The sequence below is a fragment of the Paenibacillus melissococcoides genome (assembly GCA_944800085.1).
Taxonomy (GTDB): domain Bacteria; phylum Bacillota; class Bacilli; order Paenibacillales; family Paenibacillaceae; genus Paenibacillus_B; species Paenibacillus_B melissococcoides.
This window is the reverse complement of the sequence record CALYLO010000001.1, coordinates 1485206-1509539: the sequence shown is the minus strand read 5'-3', so window position 1 is coordinate 1509539 and position 24334 is coordinate 1485206. Positions and strand designations below refer to the sequence as shown.

Sequence of the window (24334 nt, the reverse complement as noted above, 5' to 3'; positions counted from 1 at the left end):
GGATGCCGCTCTCCCCTTTCTCCGAGACAGTGAACTATCGTTTTGTATCTGTTCTGTTGACGTTTATGGGCGCGCGCCTACATCCGACCCTTCAGCATGCCATGCCAATACAGCTTCGGCAGCAGATCCTTCTTCAGCACATACATGCTGTACCGCTCTTTCGACTGGTCGAACGGGAACGTCTCCCGCGGCGTCAAATCATAATCGAACTCCGCCAGAATGAGCCGGTTGTAGCCCGTTACGAGCGGGCAGGAGGTATACCCGTCATAGCTTGCATCCAGAGGCTTCCCCGCCAGCACGTTCAACACATTGCGTGCCGCCGCCGGGGCCTGCTTGCGAATGGCCGCGCCTGTCTTCGAGGTCGGCAGATTGCTGCAATCGCCCAAAGCGAACACGTTCGCGAACCGGACATGCTGCATCGTATGCTTGTCGACCTCGGCCCACCCGCCAGGCCCGGCAAGCGGACTGTCACGGATAAAGGACGGAGCTGACATCGGCGGCACGACATGAATCATATCGTACCGGAGCGTCTCCCGCTCCTTCGTGTCCACATGCTCGAAGACCGCTTCCCGCTTGGCGGAGTCAATCTCCACCAGATTGCGCTTGTATTTGGCCGTGATGCCTTTGCGCTCCACCACCTTGCCGAGCGCCGCGGCATACTTCGGGACGGCGAAGATCGACGCATTGCCGCAAGCAAAGATAATATCGGTCTTCTCCCTCACACCCGCGCGCCGGAAGGCGTCATCGGCCAAATACATGATTTTCTGAGGCGCTCCCCCGCACTTGATAGGCGTATTCGGCTGCGTGAAAATCGCGGTTCCGCCGCGGAACTCCCGGATCGACCGCCAAGTGCTGTCCACATAGCGGTAATCATAGTTGCTGCACACGCCTTCGCGCCCGATGCATTCCTTCAGCCCCTTGATCCGGTCCCAATCCACCTGGATGCCGGCCGCGACGACGAGCACATCGTATCCGATGACAGTGCCGGCGCTTGTCACGATGCGGTTCACGTCCGGGCGGAAATGCGCGACCGCCTCCTGCAGCCAATCGGCTCCCTTCGGGATAAGCGATTGCTGATCGCGCTCCGTTACCTCCTTGCGCATGACTCCGCCGCCGACGAGCGTCCACAAGGGTTGATAGTAATGCTTGGCCTGGGGATCAACGATCACGACGGAGCCGTGCAGCGCGGCCGACGCGCGCAGCAAACGGGCCGCAACCGACAACCCGGCGCTGCCTGCCCCGACAATGGCGACGGCATAGTGAAATTGCTGTGGCATCACTTACCCTCCCCCTGTTCCCAAATGCTGCTAGCTTCTCCATTTAACCTGTGAGGCCTTGCCTGCAGTTGTATCCCAATGTTTGACAGCTACCCTTAATGAACCAATCGTCAAATTATATGCCTGGACTTCGGGTTGTATGATTTACTTTTCTTTTTGATGCCGAGGCAAAAAAATGAGTAATCGTTGACATCAGAGATTCTCCTCGCTATTATTTATACTGCAGAAAGTGACTGTTAAGTTTTATGGAAAACTATTTGTTTTCTATGCTGGAGAAAGAAGTCTCCCCTTGTTCCTGCAGCTTATCAGTTACTTCAATATTCCACATTTCTTAGAAAGCAGGTCTTATGTTATGCACAACCATTCTGCAGCACATCAATCTCCGCAGGGCGGTGAAGTCTCACTCAAACAGTTATTCGCGCCTCTTCTTGCCGTCATCATCGGAACTTTTATGGTTATACTAGACAGCACCGTCGTCAATGTTGCCATTCCAACACTAGTAGAATACTTTGATGCTTCTCTTCAAACGATTCAATGGTCGGTGACGGCCTATACGCTTGCATTGTCTGCGGTTATCCCGCTTGCCGGGTGGATGTCGGATCAATTTCAAGCCAAGCGGGTGTTTCTGGCTTCCATAGGGTTATTCACGGTCGGATCTATCCTCTGCGCTTGCGCGCAGACAACTGAGCAATTAATCCTATTTCGAGTGCTTCAGGGGATAGGAGGCGGAATGGTCTCGCCTATCGGCATGGCCATGGTATACCGGCTTGCTCCACCCCGCCAACGAGGTTCTGTCATAGGTATGCTCGGGATTCCGATGCTGCTTGCTCCGGCCCTGGGCCCGGTATTGTCCGGGTGGCTGGTTGAGTATGTAACCTGGCAGTGGATTTTTCTTATTAATCTTCCAATTGGAATAGCTGGGATTGTGATTGGGCGGAAATGGCTGCCTTCCTTCCCAAGCATGCAGGCCCCTTCTCTGGACATGAAGGGAATGATCCTTGGACCGCTTGCTTTTTCTATGATTACGTTTGGGGTTAGCGAGGGCGGGGTGAGCTGGACCTCTGCGAGAACGTTAACCGGTCTGGTTATTGGGGGACTTTCTCTGATTCTTTTTGTGATCTCCTGCTTGCGTCATCAGCAACCCTTGCTGGAACTGCGCGTTTTCAGGTCTTCGGACTTCACCCGCGGCATTGTCATCTCATGGATTATGCAGACCGCCTTATTTGGGACGGTTCTGTTATTTCCGCTTCTGCTTCAGCAAATGAAAGAATATACGCCGCTGGAGACGGGGCTAATCATGCTGCCGCAGGCACTGGGCTCCATGATCTGTATGCCCATTGCGGGCAAAATTTTTGACAGGGTTGGAGCACGTCCCCCTCTCCTGGTTGGCATGACGCTGATCACGGGCGCGCTGTTCACCATGTCATGCCTTACGATGGACACCTCGTTAGCGATCATTTTGAGCGCGCTGTTTTTACTGGGTTCTGGCATGGGACTATCCATGATGGCTTTGAACACCCATGTATTGAATGCAACGCCCCGACACCTTGTCGGCAGAGTTACACCGCTTACCAGCGCTTCTCAGCAAGTCATCTCTTCGTTCGCCATTGCCGGATTTACCGGATATTTCGCTTCGCGCATGACGGTGAATATGGCCCGAACCACCGCAGGAATGACGATGCCGGAAGCAAGCGCGGCCTCTTTCGGGGAGACGTTTTTTCTGGCAACGTGTATAGCAGGGGCAGGTTTGATTTCAAGCCTTTTTCTCAGAAAACCAAAACAACAAGAGGCCGAAGCCAAGGAAGGCTAAACTGAAAATCATGGTTCCACAAACTCCGAGTATAATGACGTCGAAAGGATGGGAAAAAATGATGAAGTTTGTTTTTTCATCCAAAACGCGGGTTAAAAGCGGCCCAGCCTGCTCAAATATAGACCGAGCTCCGTCCGGTTCCTGCATTCGAGCTTATCCAGAATTCGGGAAACATAATTTTTGACCGTTCCCTCGGTGACGAACAAAGCTTGAGCGATCTCTTTATTGCTGCTGCCGGACAGGATATGCCGGGCGACTTCCATCTCCCTCGGAGTAAGCAGCCCCAGCTTATCCTGTTCCTCGTGGCGAGACGATATGGAGTTGTCCAGACCAGAGGAGGATATGGCCTCTACCATGCGCTCGGTCACCTTCGGATTGAGAAGCACGCTGCCGGCATATACCGTTTTAATGGCGTTTAAAAGATCCCCAGAACTGGAATCTTTCAATATATACCCTTCCACCCCGTTCTTCAATCCTTGGATAATATATTCATCTTCATCGAAGGTGGTCAGAATGATAATCTTGGTCTGCGGGTGCCGCTCCTTCACCAATTGGGCAGCCGTAATCCCGTCCATCTCCGGCATCCTGATATCCATCAGAATGACATCAGGATTCATCTCTTCAAGCTGTTCCAACAGCACCCTTCCGTTTGGCGCTTCTCCGATGACCGAGACCTCCTCCTTCTCATATAGGCTTAATATCATTTTAAGCCCTTCCCGGACAATCTCCTGGTCGTCTGCAATCATTACCTTAATCATAGTGTCCCCCTTCGTTTATGCATGCTGCCCTGCTTCCCCGAGCCTGCTCAGGCTGTGGAGGGAGCCGGACATCAATGGTAAATCCCTTATCGGAACTGAACTCCAGTTGTCCTCCGAGAGCTGCAATTCGTCGTTCCATCCCCAATAGACCGTTAGACTTGGCCAACGGCCCGCTTTCCAGACCGTTGTTGTGAATCTGCATGTGACTTCCCGACTCATGGTGACTGATGCAAATCGTGAACGAGGTCGCCCCCCCATGCCGAATTCCGTTCGTGATGGCCTCCCTAACCGTTTTGAACAGGCAATCCTTAACATGGGGATTCTCCGCTTCTATCTCTTCATCCATTTCCAAGCGGAAAGTCAGCAGTTGGGTTTGTTCAAAATTGGAAAACAACGCAGTCAAAGCGCGGCGGAGATGTTCCGCAGTAAACGTTTGATTCAATGTATGAACCGCTTTTCTCAACTGGGCCATGCCGTCCCTTGAAAGGGAAAGGGCTGTGGCAAGGACCTCCTTCGTCTTGTCCTGCTTGGAGTCGATTGCTTGGTGAGCATATTCCAGGTTCATGCTTAAGGCAACGAGAGCGTGTCCGATGGAGTCATGCAATTCCTGGGCAATTCTTGTCCGCTCCTTGGCAATGGCCAGCTCTTCCACGGCAGACGAATAGATCTGCAGCGTGGCATTGGCTTCTTGCAGTTCCTTATACAGTTTCACCGTTTTGACTTTCTCATTAATGATGGTTCTAAACAGCAATCCCACGATAAGAAATCCTGCATAGTTTATAACTTGACTGCGAAGATCATTTGCCGAAGGATGCTGGAGCAGACTTGGCAGCACATAGCTCATCAGATTAAGACCTGCCAGTATATAGGACACGCGGGCGCTGAAAATCAGCAGCTCAATCAGTATCAGCTGAATATATGCCAATATACCGGAATCTGGGGTCACCAAGTTCAGCCAGCCGAGCATTGCGATGCTGATCGTTACCGAAATATAGAAGTGCCGCGGATGATCCTGGGATAACAACCAGCAGCGTCCCCGTACATAGTCATTGACGGCAAGCAGCGCAACAGCTCCCCACCATATGATTCCCGTGGCGCTATCCGTTTCTGTCATACTGACTGCCTGATTCATTACAGACAGAAGCACGAGACCTTTGAACATCAGGAGAATAAAAACTCTCTTCTTCGGCGAGGCAAACAACGATGTCATCTGTTCCTTCTCCTATTCTTTCAATCATATCACTTAATGATATCATGGCTTTTTTAGGTTTCATAGATAACGAAAGTCATCGAAAAAATAGGAAAAGTTATGCGTCAATTGAGTACTTTCGTGAATTGGGCACAGTTCGCCATCATTCTACAATATATTCTGTAAGCCAAACCAAATGGCAGCAGGAGGTATGAATTGATGCTTGAGCTAATCGATCTGACGAAAAAATACGGCAAGCAAACCGTTGTCGACAATCTGTCCCTGTATGTAAAGCAAGGTGAAATCGTAGGACTTCTGGGGCCGAACGGCGCCGGCAAATCCACTACGGTCTCCATGATTTCCACGGTACTGGCGCCAAGCGGCGGAGATATCCTGATTGATCATAACTCGCTAAAAGATCATTCGCGGGAAATCAAAAAAATAATGGGCGTCGTGCCCCAAGATATTGCTTTGTATGAGCCTTTAAGCGCAAAGGATAATCTGGAGTTCTTCGGATGCCTGTATGGCTTGAGCGGGCGCCCATTGCAAGCAAGGGTGAATGAGGTTCTCGAGCTGATCGGTCTATCCGACCACAGACATCAGGATGTAATCGAGTTTTCCGGCGGGATGAAACGAAGAGTAAATATCGGCGTTGCCCTAATGAACAATCCGAAGCTGCTGATTTTGGACGAGCCTACCGTTGGCATCGATCCGCAGTCGAGAAACCATATTTTAGAAACGGTAAAACATCTGAACCGGGAAACCGGAATGACCGTGATCTATACAAGTCATTACATGGAGGAGGTTGAGTTTCTCTGCGATCGGGTCGCCATTATGGATCATGGAAGGCTCCTGACCTATGGCACCAAGGATGAGTTGAAGCAAAGTACGGGAGCTCTGGACACGCTGACGTTCACCTTCCATTCCTTGGACAGCGAGGCGGTCGGCAAGTCAAAGCATATCCCCGGAGTTAAGAAAATAACGATGGAAAATCAGCAGCTGTCGATTCTGGTGAATCCGCAGGAAGGCAATGTGATTGATATATTGGATGGCCTGCGAAGCTTGGGCGCTCAATTGGCCTCCTTCCAATATGAAGAAGTCAATTTGGAGCAAATTTTCCTTCAGGTTACCGGAAAATCATTGAGAGATTGAAGGAGGGGTTACGATTTGTACCGATTGATCCGTTTTGTGATGCTGGATACGAAGCTGTTGGCCAAGTCGAAGGTGTTTTATTTGAAGCTCATTTTGCTCCCGCTCGTTCTCATCTTTATGCTGGGGTCGCTGTTCGATCAGTCCGCCTCCTTCTCTTCCGCAGTCCCATCAAGCGAGACAGTGCATGTTCAGAACACAGACCTGCGCATTCCGAAGGAAGTGATTGCGAGCGGAACACGGCCGGTAAGCGCGATGCAGTATGAGGTGGCGGCCATGACGGTCTTATTCTCCTTCCTGACCGCCTTCGAACTCGCTCACAGCTTAGTGAATGACAAGCTGAACCATACGATGGCCAGAATTCGCTCCACTCCCACCTTGATGGTGCAATACTGCATGGGGAAGCTTCTTGGCATCACTCTCGCCATTGCAGTCCAGATGACCGTTGTGATGGTTGGCAGTCGACTGATTTTCCATGTGAATTGGGTCGACAGCCCGGGCATACTGCTTGTCACTTGCATATACGGGCTGGCTCTCGGCTCTCTCGTTCTGTGCTGCGGATTACTGGCGAACAATCAAGCCTCGATATCCAGCTTTGCCGCACCCGTATTATATGGCCTCGGTTTCTTGGGAGGCAGTTTTTTCGAAAAAAATCATTTTCCGCCCATATTGAAGGCAGTTCAGGCCGTAACGCCAAATGGAATGGCCATCAACGCCTACCTGCATATTTTTCAGGGCGGGAGCCTGACCAGGATTTCGTCTGATATTTTGATGCTTGCTGGTGCAGCAGCGGTATTTTTCATCGCAGCTATCCTATTGGCAGGCAGGAAGGGGAAATAAGAATGCAACTAATAACCATGGTCGTCAAGCAACTGCAGCTGATGCTGCGGAACAGGATGGCCTTACTGGCGATATTAGCTTCCCCGGTCCTGCTTGCCTATTTCTTCAGTGTTGCTCAAGCTGACAATCGGGCAGAGCTGTATATCGCGGATGGAGATCAGAGTCCATACTCGGCGCGGCTTATCGACGGCATGCGGGCTCATCAGAATATGGACATTACACTGGCTAAGGAAACCGATATACGGGAAAAAGTTATGCGGCATGACATCTCTTCCGGCCTCGTCATTGAGCCTGGCTTCGGTGATTACATGCTGACGGAGCATCGTCCTCTGCATATCAAGATGATTCAGGAACGGGAGACCGGGGATAACGGACTGGAGGCTGCGGTCACGGAAGAGCTAGCCCTGCTCTTATCCGGCAAAGAGGCCTCTCTCCCCAGCCCGGACACGAAAAGTAGCGCAGCCGCAACTGGCCATGAAGCAGACCATACCGAAGCCATCAGCCAGAGGCTTACCGGATTTATGCTTATGTTTGTATGGTTCGCGGTGATTCAGGGATTCCGGACATTCATTGACGAACAAGAGAACCGGATGCTCTACAGATTGCTCAGTACGCCGGTTCGCTTTGTCAAATACCTGCTATCCAAAGTGATTGCTGCTTATCTGTTCGGACTCCTTACCATTGGCCTCGTACTATGTGCAGGAAAATGGATCCTTAACATCAACATAACCGGCGGCATGGGCGTCAACATGCTGATCTGGGCTTCTTACTTGCTCGCCGTAACCGGAGTGGTGACCCTGCTTGTGCCGTGGGTTAGAAGCCACCAAAGCTTTACGATCTGCGGCTCGGTCATCATGGTGTTCACAGGCATTCTCGGAGGAGCGTTTTTCCCTGTTCAGAATCCGGCTCTTCCCGAGTGGTTCCGCTTCATCTCCAGAGCCGTTCCAGGAACCTGGGCATGGGAAGGGTTGAATGGTGCTACGTCTGCGCTAACTTCGAGTGGATTACTGAGCGGCCTCGGCTTCTTCGGCCTATCGCTCTCTTTTGTTCTGATAAGCTTTCGAATACAAAGACGAAGAACGTACGAATGAAATTGATAACGACGACAAGGAGTGCGCATTATGAATTCAATTTTTATCATCGGTATCGTGGAGCTGCTCGCCGGACTTTTCATCAATATTAATATCGGCCTTATGGCCAAAGCCATCTTTCGGAAGGATGGCACTGGACCCCGAATCCCCCTTCGGGTGATTGGGATATATCTGATCATCAATGGCATTTCGAAGCTTACCCATTGAAGCGTCAACTCCCGGATGTCGGACCACCGGTCCGACACGGGAATGGGACGAGAGCTCATACAAGTCCTTCACTATCCGCTTGTATTGGGCATCAGCGGCTGGAGCTGGTTAACATAAAAGCCGAGCTCTCTTTCCGCTGCCAGATCACGAAGCAGCGCCTGTACTAAAAATCCCCTCGGCTGATCTTTTTCCAACTCATCCCGAAGCATTGCCGCAACCTCGGATAAATCTTTTTTTCTTGCGTTCGGAACAGACATATCGGGTATGATCGATAATATCGTATGGAACAAGGCAGATCTTCGAGTCTCCTGGATGCCGTTCTCCGGTTCAAATTGTGCATCCGCATATTCCTTCATGAGCTCATCCGTAAGAAGGGGGGCTGGCGAATGCCGCTCAAAGCCAATGATGAGATCATCCATGCGGCCGGCTATAAACAAGGCCAAATCTTTCTGGGCCAGCGGCTTGTGCCCGAACAGCAAATGAAAGGTATATTCCCTTATCATCCCGTTAAACAGAGCCGTGATGTCCCATTTCCAGCCCTCCACAATCGCTCCGTACTGACGGACCAAGATATCCTGGTAATAACGAAACATATTGATCCGGAGCTGCTTAATTACGGCTCCTATTTTATCGTTATTTGCCGGAGGAAGCTCGTTATGATCGCGTGATATATAATATCCATGCTCTATGAAAAACTCGAACTGACAAGCAATCTCCTCAAGGAATGTTTCTCTTTTTGACAACCCTTTTTGTTTAATTTTTTCTACAGCATCCATCATGTTTTGCTGCCGCAGCTCAAGGATATGGATATACAAATCTTCTTTTGAGGCAAAATGCTTATATAAGGAGCCTTTGGCAATGCTGCAATCATCGGCGATATCTTGAATGGACGTCGCTTGGTACCCTTTTTCTGTGAAAAGCCTGATCGCGGATTGTACAATTTTTTCCTTTAACATGCTCATTCTGATCCCCCCTTTGACAACGAACAAGCGAACGAACGTTTCTTAATCTGTACTTGTCCCCTTATGAGTATACGACTATTTTTCTGCAAAATCACAATATTTCCATTGTCCCTTACAATATATTTACTGTGCATATCATAATTTTCTGTATCATTTTAGAATCCTGATTTTAACACTCTTATCTCCTATTTGAATTGTCCGTTGGTTTAGACTTTCCAACAATTTTTGATGTCTTCTTTCTCTTCTTTCATTCTTATAAATATATTGTCCCACTAAGGTTACTCCAGCAAGGACCCATATCATGATTTCTGCTATGAAGCTGACAATAAAATCATTCTTATTGCCATTCTTCCATGCGTTTTGAAGAGCATAGCCGCAATCCTCGTTTTTATTTTCGCCGACATTCACAAAAATCAGATTTACCTGCTTCCACGATCTTTTTTACGGTGTGATCTTCTAACGTCTCCCATCGTAAGAATTTCAGCTTCCAGGGTCATTTCGTCCCTTCTTACATCCAAGTCTTGTCATCTTGTTCCCTGAATCTATTATATGATCGCCATGCTGTAAAATCTATCCAAGGTCCATCGATTGGGTCGAAGCGGCTGACGAGCTTGCAGCTAGTTCAGACCCGGTTAATACGCGGAAAAGCATGCCTCCAGCCGGGCATGCGCCTCTTCCTTTATTCCTTTGCTTTCGCTTCTAAATCAAAGATGATCTCCTCCGGCAGGCGCCGGGTCGTTCCCGGGACCTCCCGTGGTTTATGATTAATCAATTCGGAAGAATAGACCGCCACGGTCATTTGGCCCCCGCCGGCATGAGCGCGGATAAGAACCGGTTGATTGTACAGGTTTTGAAAAGCGAAATCCGGACCGCCCCAGCTCACCGTCGCATCGCGTCCGGGCGGTACATAGGGCACATTCCGGCTGTGGGAGTAACGCTGCTTGATGACAAGCCCTGCCCGGTCCACGGCATTAAACAGTGTCGAGGATACCTGACAGATCCCTCCGCCGATCCCTTCCGAGAACTCCCCGCGAACGATAATCGGAGCCTGCCTGTACCCTTTCGCCGTGGTTCGCATACCGACAACCCGGTTGAACGAGAAATGCTCGCCCGGAAACACGACGGTGTTATTAATGGCTTGCGCGGCCAGGGCAACATTATGCGAACGATTTTTGTTCCTCGAGTTATAAAAGGTGACGTAATGTCCGATTCTTTTGTCGCGAATATGGGCCAACAGCTCGCTATCGACCTTGGCATGGATCTTCAAGCGCGGCGCTTCGATGGACAAGGAACCGCTGCCATAGAGGAAGGAATAGAATTGCTCTCGAAAACGATCGCGATCCAGCTTGTAACCGTTCTGTTCCGGAATGATCTCCTCGTGATCCCCAATCCGGGCATTCCGGGGGGCGTGATACATTTTCTTATCGAGATCGTCGAGGAGCCGGTCTATTTTATCATCAGCCAATAGCGGAAAGACTGGCGCCATATAATCGGCGCGATTCACGGTCGCCACGCTGCGCCCTTGCATGCCGATCTGCACACTGCCGGGATTGAGGGCCTGGTGCAGCAGGAGTAGAATTTGCACATATGTATTCCAACTCAAATCGGGACACCCCAATTCACGAAATATACCTCCATACATTTCCCTGAACGGCGGCCGATTATAGACACATAATTTGATAAAAAATGACAACACTATTCACAACTATCGCTTCGGCAGACTGAATTGATATGGAGGCCCGACCATGAATCCATTGATGACTCGCATCGTCCTATTCTTGCTGATTATTTCTTTCTTTCCCGTTCACAATCCGGCCGTCTATGCAGCTCGCAAGCCGCAATCCACGGTTGTCATCAGTGTGCGAACCACTCCTTCTGCCACATTTGAACAGATGACGGTTCTGAATCCTAAAGAGGCTGCCCAACTGCTGGAGGCGAGCAGAGAGGAAGAGGCTTCACGCCCGGATGCGCTTACCGATATTTATGTATTGATATCGCGAAACGGTCAGGCCAGAGCTTTCCGCATGGAAAAGCCTGGCGTGCTTTGGAGCGAAACGGAATCAAAACGGCTTATCCTGTCTCCAAAAGCAGCGCGGCGAATGCAAAAATATGGCGCAGAATTAAAGGAGCGCCACTATGGAGCGACCATCCCTTGGAGTGAAGCGAAGCAATTAATCCCGCGGAAAAGCACATTTTCCATCATCGATTTGGAAAAAGGGCTCTCGTTCCGCGTCCAACGGCGAGCGGGAAGCAGACATGCCGACGTGCAGCCGCTGACCAAAGAGGACACGAAGATTATGAAGCAAATTTATGACAACCAATGGAGCTGGAAACGAAAAGCGATTTTAGTGGTTACGGATAAACATAAAATTGCCGCTTCCATGAATGGAATGCCGCATGGAGGAGATGGTATCCCGGGCAATGGATTTGCAGGCCACTTCTGCGTTCATTTCTTAGACAGCAGCACACACCGCTCCGCCAACCCGGATATATTTCATCAGTTGATGGTCTATACGGCTTCCGGACAGCGCGAGACCTTTCTCCATACGGCGTCGCCCGCCATGCTTGCGGAAATTTTCATCGGGGCATTGTCCGTTCAGGATCATGATCTCCTGAAAAGCGTCTCGAAGGGGCTCGAACCCGAAGCGGCAGACTACCTTTTTCAAGAGATGGAGAGTGGAACCACGTTTCGTCTAACGACCAAAAACAAGCGTAACGATAAAACGCGGAATACCGAACTTGACACTGTTGACAGCCTGATGGCGGAAGTGACTCACAGCGTGTCGTGGCGGCGCAAAAATCAGGCCGAAAAGAGCGCAGTCTTCCGATTTGAATTTGCGCGGGATTCTTTGCATTCACCTTGGAAAATAAGCAGCGTAAAGAGCAACATGAGTCCGCGCCGTTAACGCTTCATGACGATTTTTTCTAACCGATTGAATTGATCAAATCACCGTCATATGCTTTAATTCTCAATAGTAAGGGATTGTCTTGGAATCCTGAATTTCCGCGGATGGATTGACGAATGTAATATCTTCTGTTACAATGAATGACGTTCAGTCATTTTTGCCGGGAGGTACCGCATATGGACAAAAGAGAAAAGATCGTACAAGCGTCCATCGAAGTTTTTAAAGAGAAAGGGATTGAAAAAGCAAAAATCGCAGACATCGTAAAAAAGGCAGAGATTGCTCAGGGAACGTTTTATCTGTATTTTCCCTCTAAATTATCGGTTATGCCTGTGATTGCGGAGCAAATTGTTCTGCAATTTATCAAGAAAATTGAAGCCACCGTTTCACTTGACGACCCGTTGACCGAACAACTGCGTCAATTGGTGGATGCCATTTTTCAGGTTACGGGTGAATTTCGTGATGTGTCCGTTCTTGTCTATGCAGGCCTTTCCACAACCGAAAATATGAGCAAATGGGAAAATATTTATACTCCGCTTTACGATTTGGTCGCTTCTCTGTTCGAGACGAACAAACAACGCCGCCTCGTTCGTGAAAACCTGGATCCCGCCCGTACGGCCAAATTGGTGCTTGGCCTGATCGAATCGGCCGCGGAGCAAGTATTTTTATATGATGTGTACGATCAACAAAATGAAATCACTCAAAAGGCTGAATTACTGACCTTTTTAGAGCATGCTTTGCGTCCGTAAAGTATGTTGTCTTTTCTACAAAAATGACTGAATGTCATTCATTTAGGAGTGTGTGCGATGAACAAATATTGGATGTATGTAGTCATCACGTGTTTATTGGAGATGGTATGGGTTTTTGGGTTTAGTACAGCAGATGCCGTATGGCATTGGATTTTGCTCGTCGGTGTCATTATCGTTGATTTTTATTTCCTGTCCAAAGCCTGTGAAGGGCTGCCTACCGGGACCGTCTATGCCATCTTTGCCGGGGTCGGTTCAATCGGGACGGTATTGATGGATTACTTCTTGTTTGACGGGAATATGAGCGCGCTGAAATTGCTCTTTATCGGGCTGCTTGTTGCTGGAGTCATTGGTTTGAAGCTCGCTGACAATAAAGCGGAAGAAAGGAGTCATCCATAATGGGTTGGTTGTTCGTTACTTTAGCTGCAATAAGTGAAATCGTTGGCGTTGTGGGGTTGAAACTGTTCAGCCAGGAAAAAAATATCCGCAATGGCGCCATATTCGCGGGCGGGTTTGCCCTCTCCTTCGGGCTGCTGTATCAGGCCTTCGGCTATTTGCAATTGAGTATCGCTTATGCGGTCTGGATTGGAATCGGAACCGCGGGCGCCGTGCTGATCAATATGATCTTTTTCGGAGAGTCCAAAAGCGCGGCCCGACTTGTCAGCTTGGCCCTGATTATTGTGGGCGTTACGGGACTAAAGCTTGTCTCATAATAAAGGCTATTCCCGTGACGGGAAGCGAAGGCTGTCGAGTTGATTCTCGGCAGCCTTTTAGGTTTGCGGTGCCTACGCGAAGTTGAAGTCCCCGCCCTTCCCTTTTCACAGCAGCCCCGCCGTTCGGGTGACGATATCGCCTTCCACGATAAATCATGATTGCTCAGCATGATGACCGTTGCCTTGTTCTCCGGAAAATAACGGTATTTGCTCCAGTAACCCGGGAGGTGTCCGCCATGGCCGCGGCTGGATGAATCCACGGACAGCCCGTATCCGTAAGAGCGGCCGGCGTCAACTACGGCATGGGACGAGAACATCAGGTCCAACGTGGCTGGCGCGACGAGAGGAACGGTTCGCCTCTGCAAGCATCGATCCCATTGGAGCAAATCGGCCGCGGTCGAGTGCAAATTGCCTGACGTTTTGAAATTGGACATTTCCACACGATCGAGGATGGACGCCGGCGGCATGATATGGTTAACGGAAGCGGAAACCCGACGGTCGTGTTCGAATCCGGCATGGCTTATCCCGGTCCGTCTGGGGTCTCGTTCAGACTGCGATCTGTACTTCCTCCCTTCCGGAAGCAAGCGGCAAGCGATGATGGGTTCTCGTGCCGCTGCTGGCCCGGTTCGGCATGTATCGCCTGATCGGCAGCCGGGCCGGCCGCATTCAGCCGGTGGATATCGCAGCCGATCACCGCAATGAGGACTTTTACGGAACAAGCCGCACCCACGATGATCGCCGAACTGACGCCGTTTATCGGCGAGCTGGCCAAGCTGCGCGACCAGCCTGTCGACCTGGGCGATCTGGAGGTCAGCTTCATCTCGGGCACGAAGATGTCCCTGCTTTGAGCGGAGCGTGCGTCCGGCCATCGCCGCCGCCCATCGCCAGACGGCGGCGGCATTGGCCAACGGGCGATGGATCGATGCTCCGAATTCCGGCCACCTCGTCATGTTCAGCCAGCCCGAACTGATCGTGAACGAGATCAACCGCATGATTGACTGATCCTCTGCCGAGACAACCTCATTTCCAGATATAAAAAGCGGTCTTATATGGAATTGCCAAAAAATTTGGGTCGACGGGTGAACCAGAGGTAATGGAAGCGGGAAAAACGGCGGCGACAAAGCGGTGGAAGATGGGTGAAGCAGTGAAATCCTGCCTTAATGCAGCAATTCACGCTATTTGATCCTCTATTTGAAGAAATTCCTGTAAAAGCACATTATCCTCATCGATTTTTGTCTGTAATCTAGTGGATAGTCTGAAATTAATGCGGTTTTGCAGCAATTCCTGTTTAGATGTACACGTCATAATGGAAAGCTGCATTTTCACAGTATTTTTCAGCAAGCTAAGGTGTGAGAAGCAAGGCGGGGCTGTCTCGCCGCAGCTACAACACAACTTTGGAGACAGCCCCTTATGATAAAAAGTGTTATCGGTAAAATTCACGCTCCCCCATACAGACGCCAGTGTCCCGAACGTTGCGAGAGGTGGACGCGGCTTGGCTATGGCAAGACCTAGCTCGGCGATTTATCTTTGCCGGCTGCAGAGCGGCCGGTAGCGATGAAACGGCGATCATACGAGTAGACCATTTGCTCCTCCAGCCGCTCGCCTGCCAACTGCTTGCGCACCAGTTCCCTTCCCAGCTCCGGAGTCATCTCCTTATACCAGACCCCTTCCGGGTAGGCGATGACGACACAAGCGTCCGTACAGCGGCCATTACAGCGGGTGCGTGTCGTATGAATCTGTTGTTTCGCTCCGAGTGCCGAGATTTCATCCCGGATTGCTTGCGTCACTTCATCGGCCTGCTGCTTCATGCAGTTGCCGCCGTTGCATATCAGCAGATGATGGCGGGTTTCCTCCAAATTCCATGTTGGCATGAATAGTTCTCCTTCCCGATAATGCATTTATGGCTGCACTTTATCCGGATACAAGCCGGCAGCGAGCGTCTGCAGGGCGATCGGCGCGCGAATGCCCTCCGCGGCCGCCGAGAGCGGCAGCATGATAAACCGCTTGTTCTTGATCGCCTTCACATCGGCCAGCGGCGCTTTGTTCAAGAGCAGCTCCCGCTTCTGTTCGGCCGTCGTGTCGCCGTAATCGACAATGACGATAACGTCCGGGTCGCGGTTCACCACTTCCTCCCAACTAACCTCAGCCCATCCTTTCTCGATATCGTCGAAAATATTTTTTCCGCCAACCTTGGCAATCAGGCTGGTCAAATACGTATTGGCGGCCGTGAATGCCTTGTCTTCCCCGCTATCGAACACGAATACGTTAAGCGGCTCGCTCACGCTGCCGATTTGCGCCTGGATGTCTTCCAGCTTCTTGCGCAGATCGTTCACGACCGCTTCGGCTCTGTCTTCCACCCGGAAGATGCGCCCGATATTCATGATGTCCTGGTACACATCCTCCAGCGTCGGCGCGGGCTTGTTGGACGATTCCTGCACATAGGTCAGGACGCCGTGCCCGGCCAGATCCGCCCGCGATCCTAGCGCCTTCTCTCCAAACGCGCTCTTCCATCCCGCATAGGCGAAATCGGGAGACACCGACAAGAACACTTCCTTCGACGGATATTTGTCCGCGAGGACCGGAATCTTGTCGTACTTCTCCTTATATTCAGGCAGGATGCTGTCGTCGAGATAAGCCGTTCCGACCATCGAATCTTCGAGACCGAGCGCCAGCATCACTTCGGTCGCATGCTGGTTCAGCGTGACTGCCCGCTTCGGCGCGTCGGGGAAGCTCAGCTTCTCCCCCATATTTTCAAGCTCGACCGTTCCGCTCTCGGACACTTGCGCCGCCGGCTGCTCCGCTTGCGCCTGGCGCTTCGCATCCGGCTGTTCCGAACGGCCGCATGCCGCCAACAGGACGAGCAGCATGGTCATTCCTAGCAGTAAAAACCTCTTGGTGAACGTTCTCCGATTCATCCAATCCTTCCTCCGTCTATTCCTCCGACATCTTTTTCATTTCTTCCGGGCAATCAACGTCATCGTTGCCGGAGCATCGGGCGATAGAGCCGGCAGCGCGCCGCGCAGCGGATATCCGCCGTCCGCCCATGCGTGCTCCCGATACGGACGTACCGTTTTCCCGGCCGCGAGCGCTTCCTCTATCGCCTCCCCGGCATCCGGATCGCTCCCTCTTTCGTTCACTCCCGGTGGAAGCGCCGTTCGCCACGGCGTGGACGAGCCGTAATTTTGAATCATCCGCGTGACCTCAAATCCTTCCGCAGCGAGCAGCAGCACGGCTTCTTTCGGCGTCATCAGCGCATATTCGCGCTCCACCAGGTACCGGGATTCCATGGCGCCGTCGACATACGTCTCGTAAGCGATAGCGCAGTGAAAGATCTGCCGGGACAGCGAGGTTGCCCCGTCGATCTGGCGGCGAACAAGCTTGTGCGGCTGCACGCGCTTGCGCTCCAGCATCTGCCAGGCGGCGCCGCCTGGTGGCAGGATCAGATCGACGGCGATCCAGCCTCCTGCCTGGAGCCAACGATGGATATTGCGGAGCAGCGCAATATGCTCCTCCATCCGCGTAAAATGCTGCAAAAACCCGTCCGGGCACAGCACATGGGTATAGGCGACGGGGGGGCGAAACGCAAGAACGTCCTCTTCCGCCAGCTCCAGCCGCCGCTCCGCTTCCCCTTTGAATATGCGTTTGCGCTTTGTATCCGCAGCCTTCAGCATCATGGGGCTCCAATCGACGCCGCAGTAGCGGGCGGCCTGGCCGGACAGCTCGATCGCCAGGCGTCCGGTGCCCACGCCTAGCTCCAGCACGCTCGGCGCTCCCGCCGCCTGCTCCAGCCAATGCTTGTAGAACGCGATCCCCGCTTTTCCGGCAAACTGATCATAATATTCGGCCTCCTGCCCCGCGTACCTCGGACTCGGCTGCCATTGATGCCGGTTGCCCTGCATTCCGCAGCGGGAGCATAGCGTAGCGGCCAAGTCCTCGAGCGGTGTGCCCGCGGGGACGCCGTTGCGCGTGTCGCCATACCATTCGTCATACATGAACTGGCAGGAGCCGCATCGGGTCATCGCCATCGCCTACGCCTCCCTTCCCTTGTTATAAGCCGGCGATCCTGTCCGGCAAAAACGTAATCGCCGGCCTCCCCGTCAGGGGGTGGATGGCAATCTCCGTCCGAACCCCGAATACGTCGTACAGCAGATCCGGCCGCATCACTTGCTCAGGGCTTCCGGAAGCAACCATCCGGCCTTCTTGGAGCACATAAATGCGATCGCAATAGCAAGCCGCAATGTTCAAATCATGCAGCGCGGCGAGACAGGTCAGCTTCAGCTCCTTCACCAGATCCATCATCTGCAGCTGGTACCGGACATCCAGATGATTGGTCGGTTCATCCAAGATCAGAACGCGAGCTTGCTGCGCCAGCGCCCTCGCAATCAGCACGCGCTGCTTCTCTCCGCCGGACAAGTCGGAGAAGCTGCTGCCCGCGGCATGCAGCAAGCCGACGCGCGTCAGCGCCTGCTCCACAATCTCGTAATCCTTCATCGAATCGGCTTCGAATATTTTCTTATGGGGGCTGCGCCCCATCATCACGATGTCGCGAACCGTAAAATCGAACGCGGCGGCCGACTCCTGGCCGACCACCGCCAGCTGTCTGGCCAATTCCTTTTGCGGCATCCGGGATACATGCTGCCCATTCAGCAATATTTCGCCCGAATCGGAATCCAGCACGCGATATATATTTTTGAGCAGCGTCGATTTCCCGCTCCCGTTCGGACCAATCAAGCCGACCATCTCGCCTTCCCGCACATCCAGGCATATCGCTTCAATCAATCGTTTATCCTGAATGCTGAACGACAGGTCTTTCACTTCGACGTTCATTTTCCGCCTCCAAAAGAATATGAGTTGCGCCGGAGCAGCCATATAAAGAAAGGACCTCCGCATAAAGCGGTCACAATGCCGATCGGCAATTCCTCGGGCGCCAGCACAAGCCGCGCCAATACATCGGCCCATACGATGAAGATGGCCCCCAGCAGCATACTGACCGGGAGGACGCGACGGTGATCCGAACCGACGATGAGCCGCACGATATGGGGGATCATCAAGCCGACAAAGCCGATCGCTCCGCTCACGGACACAATCGTTCCCGTCAACAGAGCGACCGCGACGACCAGCCCTTTGCGGAAGGAATGGAGATTGACGCCAAGGGTAAGCGCCGCCTCCTCTCCCATCAGCAAGGCGTTCAGCGCCCGGTACTGAACAAGCAAAAAGATCGTTCCGGCAATCACGATCAAAGCCGGGAGCGTCAAATACTCCCACTTCGCCCCCGTCAGGCTTCCCATCATCCAGTACATCGCCGAACGTATGCCTTCTTCGCGCGGCGCCATCGTTACGATCAAGTTGGTGATGGCGGACATCATCATGGACACCGCGATGCCGGACAATAAAAGCCGGCTCGTGGCGATCCTGCCTCCCACGCGGGCCAGAACCATGACGATAGCCATCACGGCGAGCGAACCGAGAAAGGCGGATAAGGAAAGCGCATATTGGCTGAAGAAGCGGAACGCGCCGAACAGAATGACGAGCGTGGCCGCCGCAGACGCCCCCGACGACACGCCGAGTATATAAGGGTCGGCCAAGGAATTCCGCATAAGCGCTTGAATGGCGGCGCCGGCCACGGACAGCCCCGCGCCGACGATGACACCAAGCAGCACCCGCGGAAAACGAATATCCCACACGATATGTCCCTGCCCCGTGTCCCATGTCTCCTCGATCCATCCGTTGAAGCCCGGCAGATGGGAGAAGGCAATTTTCCAGACCGTTGCCGGCGCGATCGGAACCGGCCCGAGCATCACCGCGAGCGTAACCGAGAGGACGAGCCCCGCCGTCAGCGCCAATAGAATGGCCGTAAAAAAGAAGGAGCGGCGGCGGAAGTCTGCCGGTTCTTTCATCATTTCACAACCTTCATCCTTATTTATATGTAATCATTACGATTTAGGGAGACGTTGACTCGTTTTTCGGATACATTCCCCACAAAACAAGAAGATGCTCCAATCGCTGCGCAATTGAAAGGCATTCCTGTCCATACTATAACGAATGAACGCCGGCATTCAGTGACTTATATCATCGAGTTTTCGAAAGTTCCCGTCACTCCCTTCTCCCATGTTAAGTCCACCGGTTCCCGGAACAAACCGCTTATCTTGATCTTAATCGTAATAATTACGTTTAATGAAGTTTATCAGCGATCTCTCTTTTCGTCAAGACCAAGTATCGGCAATCATTTGCATCGTTCCCTCCAGCAGCTCTTCACTATTCAAATCTGCGGCATGATTTCATTGGTTCCTTTTATTTCGCCAACTGCGCCAGGGAGGCTACAGTCATTTTGCATATCAATGGTGATGACGGCACAGCGGCGCAAGTTCGGTTCGGTGTACTTATCCATCATTCATCCGCCTTCCTCTTCAAGCGATTGCATATACCCAATCCACATATCTCCCTTGCTGATAAAATACGACTTTTCAACTTTGCCGTTAATGATATATTCATTGGTTTGAAAAGCTTTTTTGCGGGCGAGTTCAAGTTCTTCTGCCGTCTCCAAGTCACTTTCCCACACATGATAACCATTTATATGCCTCTCCCATGTGAACAAATCCAAGCATGGATGCGCTCGTTCATAAGGAAATGGCCTTTGTTCCGGATGCTTCATAAATAACTGTTCATAGTCATCCATCTTCGGTCCAATCGCCGCAACGACTTGTGAATCCATAAACTCCGGATCTCCGAGCCACATTTTCAGATAATAAGGCTCCTCCTTCTTCATTGCATCGAGTTGCTTCTTCCATGCGATATACATTTCGATCAAGTGGTACAACGTTTGTTTTCGAAATCGATAAGGCGGATTCTTTTTTCCTGCTTCCCGCTCATTGATCTTATGCAGATGACAAAACGGAGGAATCCAAACTTTTACATATTCTCTTTTATCGCGGATTAAGGAATCGATGTCAAGCGTCTTATGATGAGCTCCCCATAATTGAAGGCTTCTCGCTCTCCTTCTCATGCCTCGAACCTTTTTATGTATCGATGTAAATTTCATTAAGGCCCTCCTTCTCCGGCAACTACTGATATGCACTTGATCATTTTTAAATTCCATGAACTTCTTTGTAGCGAAATCCGGTCATATATATACTGACAATGGAATTCTCCATCATTTTGCAGTGCCTGTGAGACACCCCCTTTTTTCTTTTGTTTTTGTAGTTTAATGATATAAAAGCCCTGGTATAATGTGGGGACTCATCTTTTTCCGCATGCGTCGTACACGGGGCGCCCGCATCTGGGACAGGTATACACTCCTCCGATCCATTTCCCCTTCATATTGGCCATACAGCTGCACAGAGATTCATTCTTCGGCTTTACGTTTGCTAGCACCTCTTCACGTTGCAGTTCCTCTCGCCAGTCTTTGATCGCCCTCACCTCGAACGAATATTCGAGATCAGCATATGCGAATGCATGTTCGTAATGCAATGAAAAAATAAATTCCCAGTCCGGGGTAAGTAAATGAGTTCTAAAATTAATAATAATGAGCCGTAGGATTCTTTCCTCAACGGTTCTTCGGTGATTGCCGGCGTACCGGCTTGGCAACAGTATATCAAATAAAACCATGGAGCTAAAAGAACAAAAAAGGCCGTACACAGACGGCCCACCTGATAAGGAGGCAAAGAACCAAAATAGGTATGCCCTTATTAACTGGTCGTGATACTGGTCCAATCATTTGAAGCACTTTCTCATATTGTATTTTAGAAAAGGGGGTGGCTTGAATGAGACGTCATCGTAAAGCAATCACGGTTGTTCTTAAAGAAGGGCAGAAAGTATTGATCGTGTGCAAAAAACGGAAAAAACATTGTTGTGAAAGACATTTTTGGTAATTACTCATTTTTGTGGAGCACCCGTCGAACTACGCTCCACCCCGTGTATACCCGTAAGAAAAAAGCCTCGGAATAGTCCCGGGGCTTTTACCGTATATGTTTGATTTCAACAAAAAAAAGAAGCCCCGCCAGCACAACGCCAGCAGTGTTCTTTTCACCGGTGCTTTCGGATTTGATTTCTGTATTTACGTCATAAAGAATGGCATCCCCTTCAACCGTATACATCGCAATCCCGCAACGCGGCGCTCTCCCTGTTGCTGAGTTTAGCCAGGAATTCCTCCATTTTATCCGTATTTTTCATTCCGGAGAGCGCAACCACAATATCACCGTTCTTCTCCGCTTGTTCGGAAGGATAAGCAGGCGGTCTTTGAAGATGATCTCCTCTAACACCGGAGCATCCAACAATAAATATAAGGCCGGCTAATACTATTAAGTTCTTCATTGCCCCACCCTTTCTAAGGAATTACTGAAATTGCCCATAACATCAACATCGCTTGTATTTGCGAACATAGCTGTTTTCTTTCCATTATAAAGATCCCTCCTTTTTTTGATAGCAGGGATCTTTATTCATGCTCGCTATGTTATTGAGGCAACGCTATCTCATCACCGGGTGGTTCTGTATATCCATCGGCTCGGCGAAGCGGACATCCTTCAGGATGCGGCGGTGTTTTGCCCGCTGCTCTGCGCGCGCTGGCAAGACGGAGGCTTCCATCGCCTGGATGATGTCATGGTTAGGATCGAGCAAGGTTACGGTCAGCGTCCCGTCGGCCTGCGTTATCCTTAGCTCCGAACCAGGTCGCACCTCTATCTCCAGCGGCTCAAAAGGCGAAATATCAATCCTTGCTCGCAAGGAGAGGTCCTGGAACTGATAGCGGTATACCCTGGCCCCTTCATTGCGGTACTCTGCGGCAATGCGGCCCTTGCCCACGTTGATCTCATAATTCAGATCCGGAATCTCCTCCGGCATTCGCGGAGCGAGGACTAAGGTATGCCGAATCAGATCCGGCCGTACTCCCAAAAAGTATTGGTACCATACCCGCAAATGCTCGGCATTGGACCAGGCTTGCAGATACGCCCCCGTCAGCTTCGCCCAGCTCTTGCCTTCATGAGGGTAAGCATCCATATTTTCGCACAGTCCGCCGACGACTCCCTTGTTCAGCGCCATCCCGTTCATGTTCTTGAACAGCCGATAGGCTGTCTCTTCCTCTCCCGCCTCAATCATGCGCTGCATCGCGATGCCGTTCAGCCAGAGCCATACGGCGCCGTTGTGATAAGCGGCATCCTTGTGATAATGAGGTGTCAAGTGGAACGGATGGAACAGCGGATGGCGCCGGTCCAGAGAAGCGACTCCCCAAGGATATACCAGCTCTTCCCAAGCCGTGCGGATGGCCTGACAAGCAAACTCCCGATCATCAATCATGTCGAAGGCAAAGAGCTGATTCGGACGCAGGGAGAACTCCGGCTTGCCTTCTTTATCGAGCCGGTCGGCCAAATAAGGATGCCCGGCATCGCGGTAATCCTTCTCAAAATTCATTTTCAACCGATCGGCAATCTGCTTCCACTGTCCGCATGAGCTTCATCCTTCATATATTCGGCGAAGTACACTCCGGCCAGCAGTTGGTTGTGCCATAGCGCCTGAATGTCATTGGCCCGCGTATCTCTTGGCGAATAGGAGCGCAATTGGCTGTCCCGGGCATCCATCCACGTTTCATTGTCGGCGTGCGTCAGGTAGCCCTTCTCGTCCATCCAGTGCTCGATGGATCCTTGTATGCTGTGAATGACGGCCGGATACAGCTCTGTAATGATGTCCGTATCGCCCGAATATTTGACATAATCCTGCAGTTGGATCACAAATCGCGGCGTGCCGTCCGTCGTATGATAATCAATATTTTCCGGAGCAAGGATATTCGGCACTCTGCCGTAAAATTTGGAATCCTGATCCGTATTTTGAAATTCGGCAAAAGAAAGCAGAATGTTGCGTGCCGTCTCAAATTGCCCGCTAACCAAGACAGCCCCCGGGAGCGAAATAAACTGATCCCGCCCCCAATATTCATTGAACCAAGGAAGTCCGGCGTAGATCCCGTCTCCTTGCTGTCTCGTGACAAGCTGATCCATCGTGATGCTTATCCAGCGGAGAGCCAGCTCCAGTGTATCATCTGTAGTTTTCAGATACGTATTCTCGAGAAGCAGACGTTCCATGCGTTCGACTCGCTCCTTCTTGAGGCGGTCGACCTCTCCTCTCGTATCCCGCAGCAGAGCGACGGCTTCCTCTGCCGTTCTGCCGGCAGCGATGCAGAAGCCTTCCTCCTTCGCATCCGCAGTGATGATGTGCCCCTCCAGCGTTAATGGCTGCAGCGGCCTGGAGCCTACCGCGATCACCCAGCCTTCGGTCATCGCCGGCAAGAGAAGGATATGCCCCTCTTGGCGCATCGGCTTCACATGCTCTCCTCGAAGCTCCATGCCGATAGTCGGCTGCTGCGCGCCGGCAAGGCTGATTTCCAGCACATTGCGATAATCCAGCATCCACAGTTCCTCTGTGAGAGGGCCATGCTCGCGCACCATTTTGTAAGGATAGACATACACTTGGGAATGCTGATTCTCCAGCCTGCGGCCGCCCTCGTATAAATGATAGCCCTGAAAGATTCGGCGCTTCGCGATATTCCAGCCTTCAAAATAAGCATGCTCCGGATGATTCGTGTGGTGTGATTGCGTAAAGTAAAACGCGGACTCCTTATTGGTAAAGGAAATCGCCCGGTTCCCTTCCTTCGATACAAACATTTTCATGTCATCTAACATTGATGTTGCACCTGCATTCGTCATT

Annotated in this window: 28 protein-coding genes and 1 pseudogene; 9 read left to right on the top strand and 20 right to left on the bottom strand. The window is 51.4% G+C overall.

From position 1 onward, the window contains the following. Window positions 1-77: 77 nt before the first annotated feature. Window positions 78-1277: an NAD(P)/FAD-dependent oxidoreductase gene (locus OCY70_RS07055; protein WP_213426919.1), complete on the bottom strand. Its 1200-nt coding sequence runs from the start codon at window positions 1275-1277 to the stop codon at window positions 78-80. Between the two features lie 352 nt (window positions 1278-1629). On the opposite strand from OCY70_RS07055, the gene OCY70_RS07050 reads away from it, so the two are divergent. Beyond that, window positions 1630-3087 (top strand): DHA2 family efflux MFS transporter permease subunit, encoded by a 1458-nt coding sequence (locus OCY70_RS07050; protein WP_213426963.1) that lies wholly within the window; start codon window positions 1630-1632, stop codon window positions 3085-3087. Between the two features lie 92 nt (window positions 3088-3179). On the opposite strand, the gene OCY70_RS07045 is transcribed toward OCY70_RS07050, so the two are convergent. Next, complete coding sequence (locus OCY70_RS07045; protein ID WP_213426964.1) at window positions 3180-3842, bottom strand: response regulator transcription factor; 663 nt, start codon at window positions 3840-3842, stop codon at window positions 3180-3182. Next, on the bottom strand, window positions 3838-5055 hold the full coding sequence (locus tag OCY70_RS07040; protein WP_213426920.1) for a sensor histidine kinase: 1218 nt from the start codon (window positions 5053-5055) through the stop codon (window positions 3838-3840). Before OCY70_RS07040 ends, OCY70_RS07045 begins: the two co-directional genes overlap by 5 nt. Window positions 5056-5253: 198 nt before the next feature. Between OCY70_RS07040 and OCY70_RS07035 the strand changes: the two genes are divergently transcribed. Genes OCY70_RS07035 through OCY70_RS07025 form a run of 3 tightly spaced genes read left to right on the top strand, consistent with a single transcriptional unit; the run spans window position 5254 to window position 8114 of the window. After that, window positions 5254-6186, top strand: coding sequence for an ABC transporter ATP-binding protein (locus tag OCY70_RS07035; RefSeq protein WP_261944682.1), 933 nt, complete (start codon window positions 5254-5256; stop codon window positions 6184-6186). 15 nt (window positions 6187-6201) lie between these two features. Further along, window positions 6202-7023: an ABC transporter permease gene (locus tag OCY70_RS07030; protein ID WP_213426922.1), complete on the top strand. Its 822-nt coding sequence runs from the start codon at window positions 6202-6204 to the stop codon at window positions 7021-7023. 2 nt (window positions 7024-7025) lie between these two features. After that, on the top strand, window positions 7026-8114 hold the full coding sequence (locus OCY70_RS07025; RefSeq protein WP_261944683.1) for an ABC transporter permease: 1089 nt from the start codon (window positions 7026-7028) through the stop codon (window positions 8112-8114). Window positions 8115-8150: 36 nt separating this feature from the next. Here the strand turns inward: OCY70_RS07025 and OCY70_RS07020 are convergent, their stop codons facing one another. From OCY70_RS07020 to OCY70_RS07005, 4 genes are all read right to left on the bottom strand, one after another. Then, window positions 8151-8318, bottom strand: a complete 168-nt coding sequence (locus OCY70_RS07020; RefSeq protein WP_213426924.1) for a hypothetical protein — start codon at window positions 8316-8318, stop codon at window positions 8151-8153. Between the two features lie 74 nt (window positions 8319-8392). Further along, window positions 8393-9310 carry a TetR/AcrR family transcriptional regulator gene (locus OCY70_RS07015; protein WP_261944684.1) on the bottom strand — a complete coding sequence of 306 codons (918 nt, stop codon included), beginning with the start codon at window positions 9308-9310 and terminating at the stop codon, window positions 8393-8395. Between the two features lie 123 nt (window positions 9311-9433). After that, window positions 9434-9691: a hypothetical protein gene (locus OCY70_RS07010; RefSeq protein WP_213426926.1), complete on the bottom strand. Its 258-nt coding sequence runs from the start codon at window positions 9689-9691 to the stop codon at window positions 9434-9436. Between the two features lie 271 nt (window positions 9692-9962). Beyond that, entirely contained in the window at window positions 9963-10811 is an 849-nt protein-coding gene (locus OCY70_RS07005; RefSeq protein WP_249724657.1) for a VanW family protein, read from the bottom strand. Between the two features lie 217 nt (window positions 10812-11028). Between OCY70_RS07005 and OCY70_RS07000 the strand changes: the two genes are divergently transcribed. The 4 genes from OCY70_RS07000 (at window position 11029) to OCY70_RS06985 (ending at window position 13645) form a co-directional block, all read left to right on the top strand. Next, window positions 11029-12189, top strand: coding sequence for a hypothetical protein (locus OCY70_RS07000; RefSeq protein ID WP_213426927.1), 1161 nt, complete (start codon window positions 11029-11031; stop codon window positions 12187-12189). 176 nt (window positions 12190-12365) lie between these two features. Further along, window positions 12366-12935 carry a TetR family transcriptional regulator gene (locus OCY70_RS06995; RefSeq protein WP_213426928.1) on the top strand — a complete coding sequence of 190 codons (570 nt, stop codon included), beginning with the start codon at window positions 12366-12368 and terminating at the stop codon, window positions 12933-12935. Between the two features lie 57 nt (window positions 12936-12992). Then, window positions 12993-13331, top strand: coding sequence for a DMT family transporter (locus tag OCY70_RS06990; protein WP_261944685.1), 339 nt, complete (start codon window positions 12993-12995; stop codon window positions 13329-13331). Then, window positions 13331-13645, top strand: a complete 315-nt coding sequence (locus OCY70_RS06985) for a DMT family transporter (protein ID WP_213426930.1) — start codon at window positions 13331-13333, stop codon at window positions 13643-13645. The genes OCY70_RS06990 and OCY70_RS06985 overlap by 1 nt, the downstream gene beginning before the upstream one ends. A gap of 212 nt (window positions 13646-13857) precedes the next feature. On the opposite strand, the pseudogene OCY70_RS36010 reads toward OCY70_RS06985, so the two are convergent. Both OCY70_RS36010 and OCY70_RS06980 read right to left on the bottom strand, forming a co-directional pair. Continuing rightward, window positions 13858-14079 (bottom strand): annotated as a pseudogene (locus OCY70_RS36010) (hypothetical protein); the annotation flags it as partial. A gap of 86 nt (window positions 14080-14165) precedes the next feature. Beyond that, window positions 14166-14339, bottom strand: a complete 174-nt coding sequence (locus OCY70_RS06980; protein WP_213426966.1) for a hypothetical protein — start codon at window positions 14337-14339, stop codon at window positions 14166-14168. 4 nt (window positions 14340-14343) lie between these two features. On the opposite strand from OCY70_RS06980, the gene OCY70_RS06975 reads away from it, so the two are divergent. After that, complete coding sequence (locus OCY70_RS06975; protein WP_213426967.1) at window positions 14344-14493, top strand: hypothetical protein; 150 nt, start codon at window positions 14344-14346, stop codon at window positions 14491-14493. A 660-nt stretch (window positions 14494-15153) separates the two neighbouring features. On the opposite strand, the gene OCY70_RS06970 is transcribed toward OCY70_RS06975, so the two are convergent. From OCY70_RS06970 to OCY70_RS06920, 11 genes are all read right to left on the bottom strand, one after another. Next, window positions 15154-15516, bottom strand: coding sequence for a (2Fe-2S) ferredoxin domain-containing protein (locus OCY70_RS06970; protein ID WP_213426931.1), 363 nt, complete (start codon window positions 15514-15516; stop codon window positions 15154-15156). A gap of 27 nt (window positions 15517-15543) precedes the next feature. After that, complete coding sequence (locus OCY70_RS06965) at window positions 15544-16560, bottom strand: ABC transporter substrate-binding protein (protein WP_213426932.1); 1017 nt, start codon at window positions 16558-16560, stop codon at window positions 15544-15546. A 36-nt stretch (window positions 16561-16596) separates the two neighbouring features. Continuing rightward, window positions 16597-17670 (bottom strand): methyltransferase domain-containing protein, encoded by a 1074-nt coding sequence (locus tag OCY70_RS06960; RefSeq protein WP_213426933.1) that lies wholly within the window; start codon window positions 17668-17670, stop codon window positions 16597-16599. Window positions 17671-17692: 22 nt separating this feature from the next. Continuing rightward, the gene (locus OCY70_RS06955; protein ID WP_213426934.1) at window positions 17693-18472 is read right to left on the bottom strand and encodes an ABC transporter ATP-binding protein; all 780 of its coding nucleotides are present in this window, start codon (window positions 18470-18472) and stop codon (window positions 17693-17695) included. Continuing rightward, a complete protein-coding gene (locus tag OCY70_RS06950) occupies window positions 18469-19545 on the bottom strand; it encodes a FecCD family ABC transporter permease (RefSeq protein ID WP_213426935.1) in 1077 nt (358 codons plus the stop codon). The genes OCY70_RS06955 and OCY70_RS06950 overlap by 4 nt, the downstream gene beginning before the upstream one ends. Window positions 19546-19904: 359 nt before the next feature. Next, window positions 19905-20036 carry a hypothetical protein gene (locus OCY70_RS06945; protein WP_261944686.1) on the bottom strand — a complete coding sequence of 44 codons (132 nt, stop codon included), beginning with the start codon at window positions 20034-20036 and terminating at the stop codon, window positions 19905-19907. After that, a complete protein-coding gene (locus OCY70_RS06940) occupies window positions 20037-20684 on the bottom strand; it encodes a hypothetical protein (protein ID WP_213426936.1) in 648 nt (215 codons plus the stop codon). Between the two features lie 916 nt (window positions 20685-21600). Then, complete coding sequence (locus OCY70_RS06935) at window positions 21601-21738, bottom strand: hypothetical protein (protein ID WP_213426937.1); 138 nt, start codon at window positions 21736-21738, stop codon at window positions 21601-21603. Next, entirely contained in the window at window positions 21725-21955 is a 231-nt protein-coding gene (locus tag OCY70_RS06930) for a hypothetical protein (RefSeq protein ID WP_213426938.1), read from the bottom strand. The genes OCY70_RS06935 and OCY70_RS06930 overlap by 14 nt, the downstream gene beginning before the upstream one ends. 153 nt (window positions 21956-22108) lie before the next feature. Next, window positions 22109-23047 (bottom strand): amylo-alpha-1,6-glucosidase, encoded by a 939-nt coding sequence (locus OCY70_RS06925; RefSeq protein WP_261944749.1) that lies wholly within the window; start codon window positions 23045-23047, stop codon window positions 22109-22111. Between the two features lie 2 nt (window positions 23048-23049). After that, window positions 23050-24333, bottom strand: a complete 1284-nt coding sequence (locus OCY70_RS06920; protein WP_213426940.1) for an amylo-alpha-1,6-glucosidase — start codon at window positions 24331-24333, stop codon at window positions 23050-23052. Window position 24334: the final 1 nt, after the last annotated feature.

What these genes read in the sequence shown, in the direction of transcription:
- OCY70_RS06985 (WP_213426930.1), top strand. Translation starts at nt 13,331, where the DNA reads ATGGGTTGGTTGTTCGTTACTTTAGCTGCAATAAGTGAAATCGTTGGC.
- OCY70_RS07020 (WP_213426924.1), bottom strand. Translation starts at nt 8,318, where the DNA reads ATGGGTAAGCTTCGAAATGCCATTGATGATCAGATATATCCCAATCAC.
- OCY70_RS07000 (WP_213426927.1), top strand. Translation starts at nt 11,029, where the DNA reads ATGAATCCATTGATGACTCGCATCGTCCTATTCTTGCTGATTATTTCT.
- OCY70_RS06935 (WP_213426937.1), bottom strand. Translation starts at nt 21,738, where the DNA reads ATGTATACGGTTGAAGGGGATGCCATTCTTTATGACGTAAATACAGAA.
- OCY70_RS06930 (WP_213426938.1), bottom strand. Translation starts at nt 21,955, where the DNA reads ATGAAGAACTTAATAGTATTAGCCGGCCTTATATTTATTGTTGGATGC.
- OCY70_RS07040 (WP_213426920.1), bottom strand. Translation starts at nt 5,055, where the DNA reads ATGACATCGTTGTTTGCCTCGCCGAAGAAGAGAGTTTTTATTCTCCTG.
- OCY70_RS06960 (WP_213426933.1), bottom strand. Translation starts at nt 17,670, where the DNA reads ATGGCGATGACCCGATGCGGCTCCTGCCAGTTCATGTATGACGAATGG.
- OCY70_RS07025 (WP_261944683.1), top strand. Translation starts at nt 7,026, where the DNA reads ATGCAACTAATAACCATGGTCGTCAAGCAACTGCAGCTGATGCTGCGG.
- OCY70_RS06945 (WP_261944686.1), bottom strand. Translation starts at nt 20,036, where the DNA reads ATGATGGATAAGTACACCGAACCGAACTTGCGCCGCTGTGCCGTCATC.
- OCY70_RS07055 (WP_213426919.1), bottom strand. Translation starts at nt 1,277, where the DNA reads ATGCCACAGCAATTTCACTATGCCGTCGCCATTGTCGGGGCAGGCAGC.
- OCY70_RS06955 (WP_213426934.1), bottom strand. Translation starts at nt 18,472, where the DNA reads ATGAACGTCGAAGTGAAAGACCTGTCGTTCAGCATTCAGGATAAACGA.
- OCY70_RS06950 (WP_213426935.1), bottom strand. Translation starts at nt 19,545, where the DNA reads ATGATGAAAGAACCGGCAGACTTCCGCCGCCGCTCCTTCTTTTTTACG.
- OCY70_RS06920 (WP_213426940.1), bottom strand. Translation starts at nt 24,333, where the DNA reads ATGACGAATGCAGGTGCAACATCAATGTTAGATGACATGAAAATGTTT.
- OCY70_RS07035 (WP_261944682.1), top strand. Translation starts at nt 5,254, where the DNA reads ATGCTTGAGCTAATCGATCTGACGAAAAAATACGGCAAGCAAACCGTT.
- OCY70_RS06990 (WP_261944685.1), top strand. Translation starts at nt 12,993, where the DNA reads ATGAACAAATATTGGATGTATGTAGTCATCACGTGTTTATTGGAGATG.
- OCY70_RS06965 (WP_213426932.1), bottom strand. Translation starts at nt 16,560, where the DNA reads ATGAATCGGAGAACGTTCACCAAGAGGTTTTTACTGCTAGGAATGACC.
- OCY70_RS07050 (WP_213426963.1), top strand. Translation starts at nt 1,630, where the DNA reads ATGCACAACCATTCTGCAGCACATCAATCTCCGCAGGGCGGTGAAGTC.
- OCY70_RS06970 (WP_213426931.1), bottom strand. Translation starts at nt 15,516, where the DNA reads ATGCCAACATGGAATTTGGAGGAAACCCGCCATCATCTGCTGATATGC.
- OCY70_RS06940 (WP_213426936.1), bottom strand. Translation starts at nt 20,684, where the DNA reads ATGAAATTTACATCGATACATAAAAAGGTTCGAGGCATGAGAAGGAGA.
- OCY70_RS06975 (WP_213426967.1), top strand. Translation starts at nt 14,344, where the DNA reads ATGAGGACTTTTACGGAACAAGCCGCACCCACGATGATCGCCGAACTG.
- OCY70_RS06925 (WP_261944749.1), bottom strand. Translation starts at nt 23,047, where the DNA reads ATGAATTTTGAGAAGGATTACCGCGATGCCGGGCATCCTTATTTGGCC.
- OCY70_RS06995 (WP_213426928.1), top strand. Translation starts at nt 12,366, where the DNA reads ATGGACAAAAGAGAAAAGATCGTACAAGCGTCCATCGAAGTTTTTAAA.
- OCY70_RS07005 (WP_249724657.1), bottom strand. Translation starts at nt 10,811, where the DNA reads ATGCAAGGGCGCAGCGTGGCGACCGTGAATCGCGCCGATTATATGGCG.